This window comes from Runella sp. SP2, from assembly GCF_003711225.1.
In the GTDB taxonomy this organism is placed as follows: Bacteria; Bacteroidota; Bacteroidia; order Cytophagales; family Spirosomataceae; genus Runella.
Genome location: NZ_CP031030.1, coordinates 3,796,070 through 3,810,750, shown reverse-complemented (window position 1 = coordinate 3,810,750; position 14,681 = coordinate 3,796,070). Strand labels below are relative to the sequence as shown.

15 protein-coding genes are annotated in these 14,681 nt (G+C 44.9%); 11 read left to right on the top strand and 4 right to left on the bottom strand.

Features of this window, described 5'->3' with window-relative positions:
* Nucleotides 1-4 precede the first annotated feature (4 nt).
* The 3 genes from DTQ70_RS15180 (at nt 5) to DTQ70_RS15170 (ending at nt 2,446) form a co-directional block, all read left to right on the top strand.
* On the top strand, nt 5-1,363 hold the full coding sequence (locus DTQ70_RS15180; RefSeq protein WP_122931591.1) for a vanadium-dependent haloperoxidase: 1,359 nt from the start codon (nt 5-7) through the stop codon (nt 1,361-1,363).
* Between the two features lie 19 nt (nt 1,364-1,382).
* Nucleotides 1,383-1,772, top strand: a complete 390-nt coding sequence (locus DTQ70_RS15175) for a hypothetical protein (RefSeq protein WP_164490052.1) — start codon at nt 1,383-1,385, stop codon at nt 1,770-1,772.
* A gap of 62 nt (nt 1,773-1,834) precedes the next feature.
* Nucleotides 1,835-2,446 (top strand): hypothetical protein, encoded by a 612-nt coding sequence (locus DTQ70_RS15170; RefSeq protein WP_122931589.1) that lies wholly within the window; start codon nt 1,835-1,837, stop codon nt 2,444-2,446.
* Nucleotides 2,447-2,573: 127 nt separating this feature from the next.
* On the opposite strand, the gene DTQ70_RS15165 is transcribed toward DTQ70_RS15170, so the two are convergent.
* A complete protein-coding gene (locus DTQ70_RS15165; protein ID WP_122931588.1) occupies nt 2,574-3,566 on the bottom strand; it encodes a phosphotransferase in 993 nt (330 codons plus the stop codon).
* A gap of 65 nt (nt 3,567-3,631) precedes the next feature.
* Here DTQ70_RS15165 and DTQ70_RS15160 point away from each other — a divergent pair, with 65 nt between their 5' ends.
* Genes DTQ70_RS15160 through DTQ70_RS15145 form a run of 4 tightly spaced genes read left to right on the top strand, consistent with a single transcriptional unit; the run spans nt 3,632 to nt 7,290 of the window.
* On the top strand, nt 3,632-4,021 hold the full coding sequence (locus DTQ70_RS15160) for a VOC family protein (RefSeq protein WP_122931587.1): 390 nt from the start codon (nt 3,632-3,634) through the stop codon (nt 4,019-4,021).
* 57 nt (nt 4,022-4,078) lie between these two features.
* Nucleotides 4,079-4,678: a ribosome biogenesis GTP-binding protein YihA/YsxC gene (yihA, locus tag DTQ70_RS15155; RefSeq protein WP_028522953.1), complete on the top strand. Its 600-nt coding sequence runs from the start codon at nt 4,079-4,081 to the stop codon at nt 4,676-4,678.
* A gap of 33 nt (nt 4,679-4,711) precedes the next feature.
* A complete protein-coding gene (locus tag DTQ70_RS15150) occupies nt 4,712-5,644 on the top strand; it encodes a 1-phosphofructokinase family hexose kinase (RefSeq protein WP_122931586.1) in 933 nt (310 codons plus the stop codon).
* Between the two features lie 11 nt (nt 5,645-5,655).
* Nucleotides 5,656-7,290 (top strand): 4Fe-4S binding protein, encoded by a 1,635-nt coding sequence (locus DTQ70_RS15145; RefSeq protein ID WP_122934422.1) that lies wholly within the window; start codon nt 5,656-5,658, stop codon nt 7,288-7,290.
* A gap of 668 nt (nt 7,291-7,958) precedes the next feature.
* Here the strand turns inward: DTQ70_RS15145 and DTQ70_RS15140 are convergent.
* From DTQ70_RS15140 to DTQ70_RS15130, 3 genes are all read right to left on the bottom strand, one after another.
* Nucleotides 7,959-8,402, bottom strand: a complete 444-nt coding sequence (locus DTQ70_RS15140; protein WP_122931585.1) for a histone H1/H5 family protein, HCT subfamily — start codon at nt 8,400-8,402, stop codon at nt 7,959-7,961.
* Nucleotides 8,403-8,490: 88 nt separating this feature from the next.
* The gene (locus tag DTQ70_RS15135) at nt 8,491-8,979 is read right to left on the bottom strand and encodes a hypothetical protein (RefSeq protein ID WP_122931584.1); all 489 of its coding nucleotides are present in this window, start codon (nt 8,977-8,979) and stop codon (nt 8,491-8,493) included.
* A 29-nt stretch (nt 8,980-9,008) separates the two neighbouring features.
* Nucleotides 9,009-9,554 (bottom strand): RNA methyltransferase, encoded by a 546-nt coding sequence (locus DTQ70_RS15130; RefSeq protein ID WP_122931583.1) that lies wholly within the window; start codon nt 9,552-9,554, stop codon nt 9,009-9,011.
* A gap of 178 nt (nt 9,555-9,732) precedes the next feature.
* On the opposite strand from DTQ70_RS15130, the gene DTQ70_RS15125 reads away from it, so the two are divergent.
* The 4 genes from DTQ70_RS15125 to DTQ70_RS15110 all read left to right on the top strand — a co-directional run bounded on the left by DTQ70_RS15125 (nt 9,733) and on the right by DTQ70_RS15110 (nt 14,600).
* Nucleotides 9,733-10,977: a pitrilysin family protein gene (locus DTQ70_RS15125; RefSeq protein ID WP_122931582.1), complete on the top strand. Its 1,245-nt coding sequence runs from the start codon at nt 9,733-9,735 to the stop codon at nt 10,975-10,977.
* Between the two features lie 172 nt (nt 10,978-11,149).
* A complete protein-coding gene (locus DTQ70_RS15120; protein WP_122931581.1) occupies nt 11,150-11,791 on the top strand; it encodes an O-methyltransferase in 642 nt (213 codons plus the stop codon).
* Nucleotides 11,792-11,814: 23 nt separating this feature from the next.
* Nucleotides 11,815-14,040 (top strand): LysM peptidoglycan-binding domain-containing protein, encoded by a 2,226-nt coding sequence (locus DTQ70_RS15115; RefSeq protein ID WP_122934421.1) that lies wholly within the window; start codon nt 11,815-11,817, stop codon nt 14,038-14,040.
* Entirely contained in the window at nt 14,037-14,600 is a 564-nt protein-coding gene (locus tag DTQ70_RS15110) for a DUF3109 family protein (RefSeq protein ID WP_122931580.1), read from the top strand. Before DTQ70_RS15115 ends, DTQ70_RS15110 begins: the two co-directional genes overlap by 4 nt.
* Nucleotides 14,601-14,681 lie beyond the last annotated feature (81 nt).

Genomic DNA, 14,681 nt, shown 5'->3' with positions numbered 1-14,681 from the left:
GATTATGAAACGTTTACTATGCTTTGCGCTTTTTGTGGCTTTGTTGGCAGGATGTACAACAACGCCTGAGGTGGTAGAACCCGCCAAAACAAATAACGTGTCGGACTATTCGGCTGATTTTCTGCGTGAGTGGATGAAGCTTGAGTGCCGAATTGTGAAAGAGACCGCAGGCTTTTTACCTCCACAAGCCTCTCGGGCTTTTGGGTATGTGGGTATTACAGCCTACGAAGCTGTTTACAGTGGAATTCCTAATGGAAAGCCGTTGGCTGGTCAAATCAACCGTTTGATGACCGCAACTATGCCCGTGCCGCTTCCGCTCAATGTACGTTATCATTGGGGGGCGGTGGTAAATGCCGCCGTGGCTGACATGATGCGTAAGATGTTTGACAAAAAATTAAGTGCCGACAACCTAGCAAAAATTAACCAGATGGAAGCCGATAACCTAGCGGCTTTTCTGAAAACAACCTCAAAGTTGTTGATTGATGAGTCGGTAAAGCATGGGCGGGCCGTTTCGCAGTCGATTTATGAATATTCGATGACCGATGGTGGGCACGATTCGTACTTAAATCCGTTTTCACGACCTTTTACACCCGTAACAGGGGTGGACAAATGGGTGCCAACTGATGCCAACAATGCGACGCCTCTGAGTCCTTATTGGTTTAAATGCCGCCCTATTTTGGCCTCTGATATGACCTATGCCAACCCAGTAAAACCCATTCCTTTTTCGACAGATAAAAGTTCTGCGTTTTACAAAGAAGCGTTGGACGTGTATAATCAGGTGAAAAATAATACGGCCGAGCAGGTTGAAATTACGAAGTTTTGGGCCGATGATCCATTTGCTACTTGTACGCCTACGGGACACACATTTAACATTCTTACTCAGCTGTTGGAAGAAACAAATGCTACGCTTGAGAAGGCCGTCGTGGGCTATGCCATGTTGGGTATTGCCGAAATTGATGCTTTTATCGCTTGTTGGAAAGCGAAATACGATTATTCTTTGATTCGCCCAGTTTCTTATATCCAAAAATACATTGATCCTTCCTTTAAAACGGTGATTGGAACTCCTGCTTTCCCTGCTTACACATCGGGACATGCCACGGAAATTGGCGTTGGAGAGCGGATTTTTATCAAGTTATTTACCAACGGTGACGGAAATTATACCTTTACTGACCGTTCGCAAGTACAGCATGGTTTCCAGCCGCGTAAGTTTACCAACTTCTCAGCCATGGCCCAAGAATGTGCCAATTCACGTTTGTACGGTGGCATCCACTACGCAATGGACAACGAAAATGGCTTGTTGATGGGGCGCGGTATTGGTAACAATGTACTTAGTGCGATTCAGTGGCCACAGAATGTTAAATAGTATTTTACACCTAATGAAGATGAAGAGACTGATAGGAGTGGGGGTAATGTTGGGTAGTTTGTTGATGCTAGGTTGTCAAAAAAATAACCAAGCCCAACTGGAAAACGACGCTCAACTTATGGCTCAATTGGAGTGCCAAGCCCGTCAATTGAAAGAAGAGCGTTTTAAAGTAGCCAACGATATTCGGTTTATGGAAGATTCGTTGACCAAAAATAAACTTCGACTGTCACCAGAGAAAATAGCAGAAATTGATTCGGTGAAAGAAAGTTATACCATTCGGACGGGAGAGTTGGCCGACAAAATTACAAAAACAATGGACAGCCTTTTTGCAACCACTTACCGTAGCCAAGAGGAACGAGAGCAACTTGATGAGGCAACGGAAAAAGTGCTGCAAAAGATTTGTCAGTAACTGTTCTTGGTCGCAATTTTACGGGCTAATAAACGTTGGGTACATCAAACATCCGTACTAGAATGAAAAGAATTAGCCTTTTGGTAGTGATTTTGGCCTTGATTGGCCTGTTTCAGCGCTGCGCCGTTACGAAACAGATTTCAGAAGTAAAAACCCTTGGCGACTGCAGATACACTGTTGCGTCGGCCGATAATATTACGTTAGCAGGCGTAGATGTTAGAAGCCTACAAAATCTTGATTTGTCACAGTCGCCAAGAATAGGGTTAGCGATATTGACCAAAGATGTCCCGCTTAACCTCCGTCTTAACCTTGATATTACCAACCCAACCAAAAACTTGGCGGGTATCAATCAGTTTGAGTACAAGGTGTTTTTGTCAGAAAATGAGTTGTTTACGGGGCTGTACGACCAACGTATTGAAGTTCAACCCAAAGGCGGAACTACCCGCGTTCCGATGCAACTGACCACCAACGCGTATCGGTTTATTACCGACAGCAAAGCCCGCGAAGCCATCGTCAATATGATGCAAAATTTGTCTGGAAAAGCCAACACGACACCCTCTAAGTTGACCATCAAACTACGACCTACTTTAGGGATTGGTAATTCACAAATCAATTACCCAGGCTATATCACCATCGAAAAAGAAGTGAATGCCAAAATGCTTTCGGTAGAATAGGATTGGCTGTTTGCTATTTTGTTCACTTAGACTTTCCAAGACTCAAACTTGGAAAGTCTTCACACAGTAGAAAATTTTGCCTATTTGCCTCTTGCCCTTCGCCTTTTGTCTCTTGCCCCTTTGCCATTTACCCTTCTCCAAACAAACCATGCTTGTCACTCCAACGCTGCGCCATGCCGATAAAGCGTTTTAGGTAATCTTCGCTGATAAAAAGGTTGCACCAGTCGTCGTAGCGTTGACATTGGGTACCTAAGTAAAACAACCAAATGCACACGGCAAGCGGAGGAATCAGCGCTTTTTCTTCGTCAGATACAGATTGTATCGCTTCATAACCCGCCCAAAAACGAGCTAATTTTTCTTCGTAGCGATGGGTGTCAGGTTCGGTATTAAACAGTTGAATGTTGAAATAGGCTAAGTCGAGGCATTGCCAGCCATTTCCCGAAAAATCAAAATCAAAGAACCTCGCTTTTCCGTCGGGAGCAATGTTCAAGTTGTCAAACCAAATGTCGAGGTGAACGACCCCCGCACGAATCGAAGCTGTGTCGGTTGAATCCAATACTTCGGTTAGCAAAGGAACAATTCGTTCAATGTATTTCATGGTTTCCGAATCGGGAGAAAAAAACGTTCGGATTCGTCCCAATGACTGTTTGAGTAAAATCTCAGAATTGTATGTAATGCGTTGTAAATCAAAGCTCTGAGTTGCTTTGTGAAAACGTGCCATCGCTTGTCCGATGGTGTAGCTGTGTTCGGAGCTAAAAAAACGAACCTTCTCACCTTCTGCAAATGAAAAAAGGACGCCGAAACGTAAGCCTTCGTGTGCTTCTATTTCTTGGATATATACCCCATTTTTGTTGGCAATCGGGTAGGAAACAGGTACTTCTGATGCTTTTAAGTGAAGTAGTAGTCGAACCTCTTCTTCGATTTCTAATCGAGTGCGCCATTGATAAAAGTACAACCGAAAAATGTACGAATCAGTCGCTGTGCGAAGTAAGTACGTATGATTAATACCCGTTTTGAGAATTCGTGCTTCGACTATGTCTAAAAATGGATACAGTGTTTGAAGGTATTCGGCCAATGGTGCGGCTTGCAGACGAGTGTCGTAAACGGGTAAATGGGGCATGGCTAAATTTTTTTAAATTTGAGCAAAAGACAACCAACGAGGTTTTAAACAAGGAAAATAACAACATGCTTTCACTTCAAAACATTCACCACGTAGCCATTATTTGTTCCGATTATGAGCGTTCAAAGCATTTTTATACACAATTGTTGGGTTTAAGGGTAGTCGCGGAAGTGTATCGTGCCGAACGCGATTCGTACAAACTTGATTTGGCTATCAATGACCATTATCAAATCGAGTTGTTTTCGTTTCCGAATCCTCCTGCGCGGGTTTCTCGCCCCGAAGCCGCTGGACTGCGGCATTTGGCTTTTAGTGTGGCAGATGTCTCGCAAGCGCACGGCTATTTGACCGAAAAAGGTGTTGAATGTGAAGCGATTCGGGTGGATGAATTTACCCACAAACGTTTTTTCTTTATCGCCGATCCCGACGGTCTTCCGATTGAGTTTTACGAAAACTAATTTGGCCAAAACAAACAAATCCCGACGTCATTGGTGAGTTATTTGTAATTTTGCACTATGAAAATCAAAACCGCTGTTTTTGTCAAAAGCTCTTCGCAGCATGAGCAATGCCCTAAGCCCGACCGTCCCGAATACGCGTTTATCGGTCGGTCGAATGTGGGTAAATCGTCGCTTATCAATGCGCTTACCAACCACGGAAACCTTGCTAAAATCTCAGGTAAGCCAGGTAAAACGCAGGTAATCAATCACTTTATGATAAACGATGCTTGGTATTTGGTCGATTTGCCTGGCTACGGATATGCCCAAGTATCGCAAACCGAACGCCAAAAGTGGTCGATTATGATAGACGATTATCTATTCAACCGTGAAAGCCTTACGTGTACTTTTGTGCTTATTGATTCCCGCATCGAGCCCCAAAAAATAGACCTTGAGTTTATGCAAAAGCTGGGAGAAAAAGGCGTGCCGTTCTGTTTGGTGTTTACAAAAGCAGATAAACTGACTGCGAACCAGTTGCAAACTCGACTTGAAAACTATAAAAAGACCCTCTTAGAAACGTGGGTAGAGTTGCCGCTTATTTTTGTTACTTCGTCGGAAAAACGAGTGGGGCAACAAGATATTTTGGCTCAAATTGAGGAGTGGAATAAGGCGTCCAAATAAGTCTATTATCCTAAAATAACGACAAAACACACGATGAAAATAGTCACCCTAACCGTCAACCCTGCGGTAGATAAAAGCACCCACATCGACCGACTGATTCCAGAACAAAAACTGCGTTGTGACACGCCACGTTTTGATGCGGGAGGGGGAGGTATTAACGTTTCCAAAGCGATTAAGCGATTGGGAGGAAAAAGTACCGCTATTTTTACGACGGGTGGTCCTTCAGGACAAGTTCTCCGCGATTTAGTATCTCAAGAAGGGATTGATTGTGAGGTGATTCAGACCGAACAATGGACGCGGGAGAATTTTATTGTTGCCGAAACTTCCACCAACGCTCAATATCGTTTCGGGATGCCTGGAACTGCTTTGAGTGAGGCTGAAACTGAGGCGGTTTTGGAAACATTACGGCAATCAAAAGCTGAGTACATCGTAGCAAGTGGAAGCTTGCCTCCACAAATGGACGTCAATTTTTACGAAAAAGTAGCGGCTATCAGCAAAGAAATAGGAGCAAGGCTGGTGTTAGATACTTCGGGAGAACCCCTTCGGGCTGCTTGTGACGAAGGTGTATTTTTGTTGAAACCCAACATCGGAGAACTGGAAGCGTTGGTCGGTGCGAAAGATTTGCAAATCGACGACGTGGATGATGCCGCTCGAATGCTCATTGGGGACGGAAAATGTGAAGTTGTGATTGTATCAATGGGGCCTAAAGGAGCTATTTTGGTGACGAAAGACCTGTGTGAGCACGTACCCGCTCCACCCGTTCAGAAACGCAGTACGGTAGGTGCGGGCGATAGCATGGTAGCAGGAATGACGTGGGCACTGACCCAAGGACTGACTTACTCCGAAATGATTCGCTGGGGGGTGGCTTGCGGTTCGGCTGCGACCATGAACGAAGGAACGCAACTTTTTCTCCGCGCTGATGTTGAAAGGTTAATGGATTGGTTGAAACGATTTGGGAAAAGTTAAAAACAAATTCTTTGAAAACATATTTTGAACATATCAACGACGGTATTCGTACGACTCTGGGAGGGTTAAAGCTCACCTTTAGGCACCTGTGGCAAGCGCGAAATCGTCGAAGCAACCACAATGTTGGTACAAGTGGTTATTTTAATGAACAGGAAGGAATGGTGACGTTGCAGTACCCACTTGAGGTGATGCCTATTCCCGATAATGGCCGCTATCGCTTACACAATGAAATGGATGATTGCATTGTTTGTGATAAATGTGCCAAGGTTTGTCCCGTCGATTGTATTGATATTGAGCCAATTAAAGCAACGGGAGAAGTCGGAAAAGCATCTGATGGCTCACCCATTCGCTTGTACGCGGCCAAGTTTGACATTGACATGGCCAAATGCTGCTATTGTGGCCTGTGCACGACAGTTTGCCCCACGGAGTGTTTGACCATGACCAAAACCTTCGATTATAGCGAGTTTGATGTGCGAGACATGAATTATCATTACTCAAATCTCTCGCCCGAGGAAGCTGACGAAAAGAAAGCTTTGTATGAGCAATTCATGCGGGAGAAGGAAGAGTTGAAAAAGCAAAAGGCAAATCCTGTGTCCACGGTCGATAGTCCACAGACGACGGAAGAAACCCCCGCTGCTCGTCCCAAACCTGCTTTTGCACCTAAAAAGCCAATTTCAAGTCCACAGTCCACGGTCGATAGTCCACCGCCGACGGAAGAAAAATCTAATTCACAGTCCACAGTCGATAGTCAACAGCCGACGGAAGAAAAGCCTGCTGCTCGCCCGAAACCAGTTTTTGCACCGAAGAAGCCAATTTCAAGTTCAGAGCCCACTGTCGATAGTCAACAGACGACGGAAGAAAAGCCTGCTGCTCGCCCGAAACCAGTTTTTGCACCTAAAAAGCCAATATCAAGTCCACAGTCCATAGTCGATAGTCAACAGACGACGGAAGAAAAGCCTGCTGCTCGCCCGAAACCTGTTTTTGTGCCGAAGAAGCCAATTTCAAGTCCACAGTCCACGGTCGGTAGTCCACAGACGACGGAAGAAAAGCCTGCTGCTCGCCCGAAACCAGTTTTTGCGCCGAAGAAGCTAATTTCAAGTCCACAGTCCATGGTCGATAGTCCGCAGACGACGGAAGAAAAATCTAATTCACAGTCCATAGTCGAAAATCCGCAGACGACGGAAGAAAAGCCTGCTGCTCGCCCGAAACCAGTTTTTGTGCCGAAGAAGCTAATTTCAAGTTCAGAGCCCACGGTCGATAGTCAACAGACGAAGGAAGAAAAGCCTGCTGCTCGCCCGAAACCTGTTTTTGTGCCGAAGAAGCCAATTTCAAGTCCAGAGTCCACGGTCGATAGTCCACCGACGACGGAAGAAAAATCTAATTCAGAGTCCACAGTCGATAGTCCACCGACGATGGAAGAAAAGCCTGCTGCTCGCCCGAAACCAGTTTTTGTGCCGAAGAAGCTAATTTCAAGTCCACAGTCCACGGTCGATAGTCCACCGACGACGGAAGAAAAATCTAATTCACAGTCCACAGTCGATAGTCCACAGCCGACGGAGGAAAAATCTGACGCAACAGCCCCCATTGGGGGAACGGGGGCAAGACCTAAGCCTGTTTTTGTGCCAAAGAAGCCAAAACAAGAATAAAAAAGTAACAATAAACGAAAGCCTCCCAAAGAGTTTGATGCGATGCATTGTCTTTGGGAGGCTTTCGCGGTTTTACGGTCTGACTATCGTCTGACCTTTGTTGTGGTTTTATGGTCTGACTATCGTCCATAGTCGATAGTCCACCGCCGACGGAAGAAAAATCTGACGCAACAGCCCCCATTGGGGGAACGGGGGCAAGACCTAAGCCAGTTTTTGTGCCGAAGAAGCCAAAACAAGAATAAAAAAGGAACAATAAACGAAAGCCTCCCAAAGAGTTTGATGCGATGCATTGTCTTTGGGAGGCTTTCGCGGTTTTACGGTCTGACTATCGTCTGACCTTTGTTGTGGTTTTATGGTCTGACTATCGTCCATAGTCGATAGTCCACCGCCGACGGAAGAAAAATCTGACGCAACAGCCCCCATTGGGGGAACGGGGGCAAGACCTAAGCCTGTTTTTGTGCCGAAGAAGCCAAAACAAGAATAAAAAAGGTAACAATAAACGAAAGCCTCCCAAAGAGTTTGATGCGATGCATTGTCTTTGGGAGGCTTCCGTGGTTTTACGGTCTGACTATCGTCTGACCTTTGTTGTGGTTTTATGGTCTGACTATCGTCTGACCGCGACCAGGTCAGACGATAGTCAGACCGTCTTTAAGAAGTCAATGAGAAAACTAGCTTTCGGCTAGCGTATCCGATTCTTTTGGCTTCGAAGCAGCAGGGGCTCTCTTCGGAGCGGGGCGTTTGGCAGGAGCCGCAGGTTTAGCAGCCGCAGGTTTTGGTGCTTTGGGAGCAGCAGGTGCCACTTCAGGAGTGACGGCTTTTACAGACTCCTCCACTTTGGGCGTCACTACTTTTGGTTCTTTTTTCTTCTTTGTCTCTTTTTTAGCCTTTTTTGCTTCCTTTTCGGCAGCTTTCTTCGCTTTTTTTGCCGCTTCTTTTTCGGCAGCTTCTTGGGCTTTTTTTGCTTCTTTGCTGATTTTTAGGAGCTTTTTAGCCAATTTCTCAGAGGCTTTTTCAATCGCCTTGGCTATTTTTTTAGAAACATTTTCGGTGGTAAGGGCAGCTGATATTTTCTGCGCAATATCGGTCACTGCTTTTTTCTTGTCTGATTTCATTGGGATAACAGAGGATATAGTTTGAAAGAAAAGATTTTACAAATAGATACAACAAATGTCGTTAAAACAAAAACTTTGGTCAGGGATTTTAATTTAAAATTTCTTTTCTACTCCAATTCAGCCCCTCTCGCAGCCTTTCTTCACTAATCAGCCATCCAGCAGGAGAGTTTTTGCTTGTTTGAAGCGATGTTAGAGGAAGAACGGAGTCAAGCGTCGATTTATTGATAGCGTAGCCTGTTGTTTGTTCAGAAAAGACCTCTTCAAACTGATACCCATATTTTACTTTCGTAACTCGAAATCCTCCGACGTACTGGTCTGATAAATCAAACAATAGGAATAAAGTTTGTCCTTTCGCCATTGGCCCAATAAGGCTTTCCCAATAGTCGATTAGCCGTAAGGCACCGTAGGCTATCGGTGTCATTTTTTGTTGTGTTATGGCTTTTATTTCTTCTTGGCTAATTTCCAGAAAATCAAAAAGATAATAACTGTCAGCAATTTTGAGTTGGCCTGGCATTACGTCGATTTTTAAGAAAAGGTCATGATGGCCGTCACCTAGTGGGTCAATGATAAGGCGCATAGTGACATGAAAACTTAGTTGCGGAGCAGTTAAACATTTGTAGCCAATGATTTAGACACATAATCCCACGCCACAATCCCAGCTGTGACAGATACGTTGAGCGAGTGTTTAGTCCCAAATTGAGGGATTTCTAAACAAATATCGCTTTGATTCACAACGTCTTCGTTGACTCCAAAAACTTCATTTCCCAAAATAAACGCGTATGACTGGTTAGCTACGGGTTTAAACTCTTGTAAAAGCGTACTCCCTTCGGCTTGTTCGATGGCGACAATTACGTAGCCTTCCGATTTGAGGCGGGCGATGAGTGAAAGCACTTCTTCCACGTGCTCCCATTCCACCGATTCGTCGGCGCCGAGGGCAGTTTTGGTAATGTCGCGGTGAGGAGGGGTGCCTGTTAGTCCACACAAATAGACTTTGGATGCCTTGAAGGCATCGGCCGTGCGAAAAACCGAACCCACGTTGTTGAGGCTACGAATATCGTCGAGGATAAATACAAAGGAATGTTTGGCGGCGGCCTTGAACTCTTCGACCGACAGGCGGTTGAGTTCGTCCATAGAAAGTTTTTGAAATGCCATACGGTTTATTAAATTGTAACCTTCCTCTTTGTTTTAAAACTTTCGGAAAAGTGCTGATTAAACCTCAAAACAACGCATAAAACTGCAAAATCTCAAGGAATAACGGGCTTTAAGGTGCATTGACGAAACCCACATCCACCAAAAACTGTTACCTTTGTAGAAGTGATAATCGCAAAGAATGGAAGAATACCGCTTACACACCTTGCCTAATGGCATCCGTGTTGTACACAAACAAGTACCACATACCCAAATCGCTCACTGGGGAATTATGCTCGACATTGGTAGTCGGGATGAGCAACCACACCAGCAGGGCCTCGCACACTTTTGGGAGCACATGGCTTTCAAAGGAACTCAAAAACGTAAATCGTACCACATCATCAATCGCCTCGAAACCGTAGGAGGGGAGTTGAATGCCTATACGACGAAAGAAAAGGTATGTTTTCACGCGTCATTGTTGGCATCACACAGCGATAAAGCGATTGAATTGTTGTCTGACATCACGTTCCACTCGGTTTTTCCCGAAAAACAAATTGAGAAAGAGCGAGGGGTAATTTTGGAAGAAATGGCCATGTACCACGACTCGCCAGAAGATGCCATCCAAGATGATTTTGACGAATTGGTGTTTCAAAACCATCAATTGGGCAAAAATATCCTCGGCACGGCCGAAAGCGTTCGCTCGTTTGGTCGTCACGATTTACAGACTTTTATTGCCGATAATCTGGATACCGAACGCATCGTGGTGTCTTTGGTGAGTAATTTGCCCTTCAATAAAGCGGTAAAGCAAGCTGAAAAATACCTCTACGATATTCCTCATTCAACCAGCCAACGGATTCGTACGTCGCCGAATATTTATGTGCCGCAAACTTTGCGAGTACAACGTGGCATGACCCAGACCCAAGTGGCGATGGGGCGTCCAGCTTATGCCTTGATGGATGAAAAACGTTTGCCGTTTTTTATGCTGATTAACTTGCTCGGTGGGCCTGGTATGAACTCCCGTTTTAACATGACGCTTCGGGAGAAATACGGCTTGGTCTATTCAATTGAAGCTACTTATGCACCTTTTTTGGATACAGGCTTTTTGGGCGTGTTTTTTGGGACAGAACCCAAAAATCTCGACCGTGCCATGCAATTGGTACATCGAGAGCTGCGCCAGGTGCGCGAAAAAGCACTTACGCCTGTCCAGCTTCGTAATCTAAAAGAGCAACTTATGGGGCAATTGGCGATGTCGGAGGAAGGTAATCAAAGCTTTATGCTGATGATGGCCAAGAGCATTTTGGATACGGGGAAAATAGATTCGTTGGAAGAAATTTTTCGGGAGATTGAAGCCGTAACTGCCTCACAACTCCAAGATATTGCCCAAGAAATGCTCGACGAAAGCCAATGGAGTAGCTTGTGTTTTGTGCCTGAGGAGGATTCTAAGTAGTCGGGTAAAAGTCGGGTTGTGAGCAACCCTCCCCACGGCAAGTAGTCGGGTTGAGAGTAACATGTGAAGAGGGTTGCTCACAACCCGAACAAACGACTGTCTTGTGAAAAAAGCCCATTTTATATACTTTTAGGCGTTTTTCCGTTTATATTTGTTAAACAACCTACACTAAATGGAGTTTTTGTCAGAGGCCATAGAGGGATATTCGCAGGCGCATACCTCGCCCGAAAGTACGTTGTTGGCTCTTCTCAATCGAGAAACGCACGCGAAAGTTCTACAACCTCGTATGTTGTCGGGGCATGTGCAAGGCCGTTTGCTGGCACTTTTTTCTACGATGATGCGCCCGCGCAGGGTTCTCGAAATAGGTACCTACACAGGGTATTCAGCCTTGTGTTTGGCGGAAGGATTAACCGAAGATGGGCTTCTGACAACCATTGATGTCAATGAAGAGTTAGAGGGTTTTACGAGGTCGTTTTTTGACAAATCTCCGTATAAAAACAAGATTGATTACCGAATTGCCAATGCCGTAGAATTGATTCCTACCTTGCCCGATACGTTTGATTTGGTGTTTATTGACGCCGACAAACTCAACTACGCGCTCTATTACGATTTGGTCATTGACAAAGTGCGCCCAGGCGGCGTTATTATTGCCGATAATGTGCTTTGGAGCGGAAAAGTTGTACAAACAGACAAAAAAATAGATAAGGATACGCAGAACCTTTTAGACTTTAATCAAAAAGTACACAACGACCCACGGGTAAGCAACCTACTTTTGCCTATCCGCGACGGCTTGATGATTGCATATAAAAATTAGTTATGAAGCGAACCGAAACCACAATGAAACGTATTGTAGCCCTAACCACTCTTTTTTCATTCTTTTTGGTAGGATTTGTCGTTGCGCAAGCCCCTGCCGTGCCTACTGTACCGCGTAGCGTTGGCTTTGCTGGGATGAACGTGCAGCTTGATGAAGATGCGCGGGCCGTAGTTCAGACAGATGTAAAAGCTCTTATGGGCAATAAAAAATTTTGGGAAGCAAAATTGGATCGGTGCCTGCTGTTTTTTCCTATTGTTGAAGGGATTTTGATTGACGAAGATGTACCCGTCGATTTTAAATATTTGGCAGTACAAGAAAGTAACCTACAGCCCGATGCAGTCTCGGCTTCAAATGCGGTAGGTTTCTGGCAGTTCAAGAAAGAAACGGCCTTGGATTATGGTCTGCGTGTAGATGACCAGATAGACGAGCGTAAAAACATTACTTCGTCAACGCGAGCTGCCGCTAAGTACCTCAAAAAAAGCAATACGCAGTTTAACAACTGGGTAGCGTCATTGTATTCGTATTATTTGGGAGCGGGTGGAATTAGTAAAACGATTCCCGCCGAATGGGGATATGCCCGCGAAATCAAGCTAGATGGCAAGTCTGACCGTTATATTTTACGCTTTTTGGCACATAAAATAGCCATTGAGTCAGCCATCGAACGCTATCAGTCGCCTAACCAGTTTGTGTTGTTGGAGTATCCACAAGCAGGCGGTCGCTCATTAGAAGGAATTGCCAAAGAATTTGCCGTTGATGAAACAAACCTTCGCGCTCAAAATCGCTGGGTAACGACCAACGATATTCCTAGCGATAAAGATTATTCCTTGTTGTTGCCAGTCAATAATAATCAGTACGAAACAGTACGTGCGCGTTTGTCGGTATTCAAAAAACCGAATCAGCGTGATAATTTTACCCAAAAAGACATTGGTTTTCCAGTGCTTGTGCGGGCAGAAGGATATAGCAATGACCTGCTTTTGTACGAAATCAACGGTTTGCCTGGAATTATGGCGGGTGGTAATGACAATGTGGAGTCGTTGGCCAGAAAAGCGCGCGTGAGTTTTAGTAGTTTTTTGCGCTATAATGATATGTCGGAACGCGGCCCCGTCGTACCAGGTGAAGTATATTATTTGGCCAAGAAAAACAAACGTGCCGTGGTGCCTTTTCACACCGTGCGTGAAGGAGAATCTCTTTGGAAAGTTTCACAGATTTACGGCGTTCGCTTGAAATTTTTGGTGCGTTACAACCGCATTGACAATCGCAATACGCGCCTACAAACAGGACGTGTGCTTTGGTTGACCAAAAAACGCCCAAGAAGCAAACCTGTAGAAATCATTGAAACTCCGCAAGATGAATGGAAGCCAGGAATGGATAAGTCGCAACCTCGTCCAGCGGTTCAAGAGCCTGTACGCACTGAGCAAACGGCGGGAGCGAATACGACAACCAATAAAGTTCCACAAAATGCGTCGGAGCGTAAGGTTTATACCCCAAAAATGGCGGATACCCCTGCGACAACAACTTCTACACCAGCCCAAACTCAGCCCCAAACAACGACTGATTCTAAAGACGGTGGGGTAGAGTTTACGGACTCGGAGCCTAAACCAAGCAAACAAACAAGTTCGTCGAATTCAACGACTAATAAGCCGAACCGTCGCGCGCCATCGTTTAACCCAGGCGATGATGATCGCGTGGTCATTATCAATGATGAATCGACGGCTCCTAGTTCAAAGCCTAAATCGTCAACGGCCAAAAATACGACCCCCACTTCGTCGTCAACAACGCCAGCTACGAAACCTGCCACCAACGAGACGCCTCAAAAACAAGTTACTACAGTAACTCCCAAACAAGATAAGGTAGTATCGAAGCCCTCGACTCAAGAGACGGCTCCTTCAACGCCTAAGCCTACTGCTTCAGCGGGTAAGGCGTTGGTTCACGTAGTGGAAGCAGGGCAAACGTTTTACAGCATTTCAAAAATGTATGATGTAACGGTCAACGACATTTTGTATTGGAATAACCTACCGCAAGATGCGAAGTTGTTGAGCGGACAAAAGTTGAATATTCGTCCCGTTGGCAATACCCTTGAGCAGCAACCTAAAGCAGCTGAGTTCGTCACGCACACCGTAGCCCAAGGCGAAACAATGTTCAGCATTTCTCAAAAATATGGCGTAAAAGTGGACCAAATCAAAGAGTGGAACGAATTGCCTGATACGGGTGTAAAAATTGGTCAACAAATTAAGATTAAGAAACAATGATAGTCATTGATAATACCGTCATCAGCGACGATATAGCGGATCAGTTTTTCGTTTGTGAATTGACAAAATGTAAAGGTGCTTGCTGTATTGAAGGCGACATGGGTGCGCCGCTCAACGAAGACGAATTGGAGAAATTAGAAGAAGTTTTCCCCAAAGTGAAGCCTTATTTGAATAAAAAAGGGCTTGATGCCATTGAGAAAACGGGCTTGTACGAACAAGATGCTGACGGCGATTACGTTACTCCAACTGTCAATGGACGGGAGTGTGCTTACGCGATTTACGACCAAAAAGGCATTTTAAAATGCGGTATTGAACAAGCATTTTTGGATAAAAAAATCACGTTCCGTAAACCGATTTCTTGTTATTTATACCCCATTCGCATTACTAAATACGACCATTTTGATGCGCTCAATTACGACCGCTGGCACATTTGTCGCCCTGCGTGTGACAATGGGCGGGAGTTAGGCGTACCGATTTATAAATTCTTAAAAGACCCCCTGATTACCAAATACGGAGAAAAGTGGTATGAAGAGCTGGTCAATAAAATCGAAAAGCCTTAGTACTACTTGTAACCATATTAAGACATACAAGAGATTATAAGAAAAACTTATTTGCCCTTATATGTCTTATATGGTTCAAAA

Coding starts and splice junctions, on each gene's coding strand:
- DTQ70_RS15125 (WP_122931582.1), top strand. CDS start 9,733: ATGGAAGAATACCGCTTACACACCTTGCCTAATGGCATCCGTGTTGTA.
- DTQ70_RS15165 (WP_122931588.1), bottom strand. CDS start 3,566: ATGCCCCATTTACCCGTTTACGACACTCGTCTGCAAGCCGCACCATTG.
- DTQ70_RS15150 (WP_122931586.1), top strand. CDS start 4,712: ATGAAAATAGTCACCCTAACCGTCAACCCTGCGGTAGATAAAAGCACC.
- DTQ70_RS15110 (WP_122931580.1), top strand. CDS start 14,037: ATGATAGTCATTGATAATACCGTCATCAGCGACGATATAGCGGATCAG.
- DTQ70_RS15130 (WP_122931583.1), bottom strand. CDS start 9,554: ATGGCATTTCAAAAACTTTCTATGGACGAACTCAACCGCCTGTCGGTC.
- yihA (WP_028522953.1), top strand. CDS start 4,079: ATGAAAATCAAAACCGCTGTTTTTGTCAAAAGCTCTTCGCAGCATGAG.
- DTQ70_RS15160 (WP_122931587.1), top strand. CDS start 3,632: ATGCTTTCACTTCAAAACATTCACCACGTAGCCATTATTTGTTCCGAT.
- DTQ70_RS15180 (WP_122931591.1), top strand. CDS start 5: ATGAAACGTTTACTATGCTTTGCGCTTTTTGTGGCTTTGTTGGCAGGA.
- DTQ70_RS15175 (WP_164490052.1), top strand. CDS start 1,383: ATGAAGAGACTGATAGGAGTGGGGGTAATGTTGGGTAGTTTGTTGATG.
- DTQ70_RS15115 (WP_122934421.1), top strand. CDS start 11,815: ATGAAACGTATTGTAGCCCTAACCACTCTTTTTTCATTCTTTTTGGTA.
- DTQ70_RS15140 (WP_122931585.1), bottom strand. CDS start 8,402: ATGAAATCAGACAAGAAAAAAGCAGTGACCGATATTGCGCAGAAAATA.
- DTQ70_RS15135 (WP_122931584.1), bottom strand. CDS start 8,979: ATGCGCCTTATCATTGACCCACTAGGTGACGGCCATCATGACCTTTTC.
- DTQ70_RS15170 (WP_122931589.1), top strand. CDS start 1,835: ATGAAAAGAATTAGCCTTTTGGTAGTGATTTTGGCCTTGATTGGCCTG.
- DTQ70_RS15120 (WP_122931581.1), top strand. CDS start 11,150: ATGGAGTTTTTGTCAGAGGCCATAGAGGGATATTCGCAGGCGCATACC.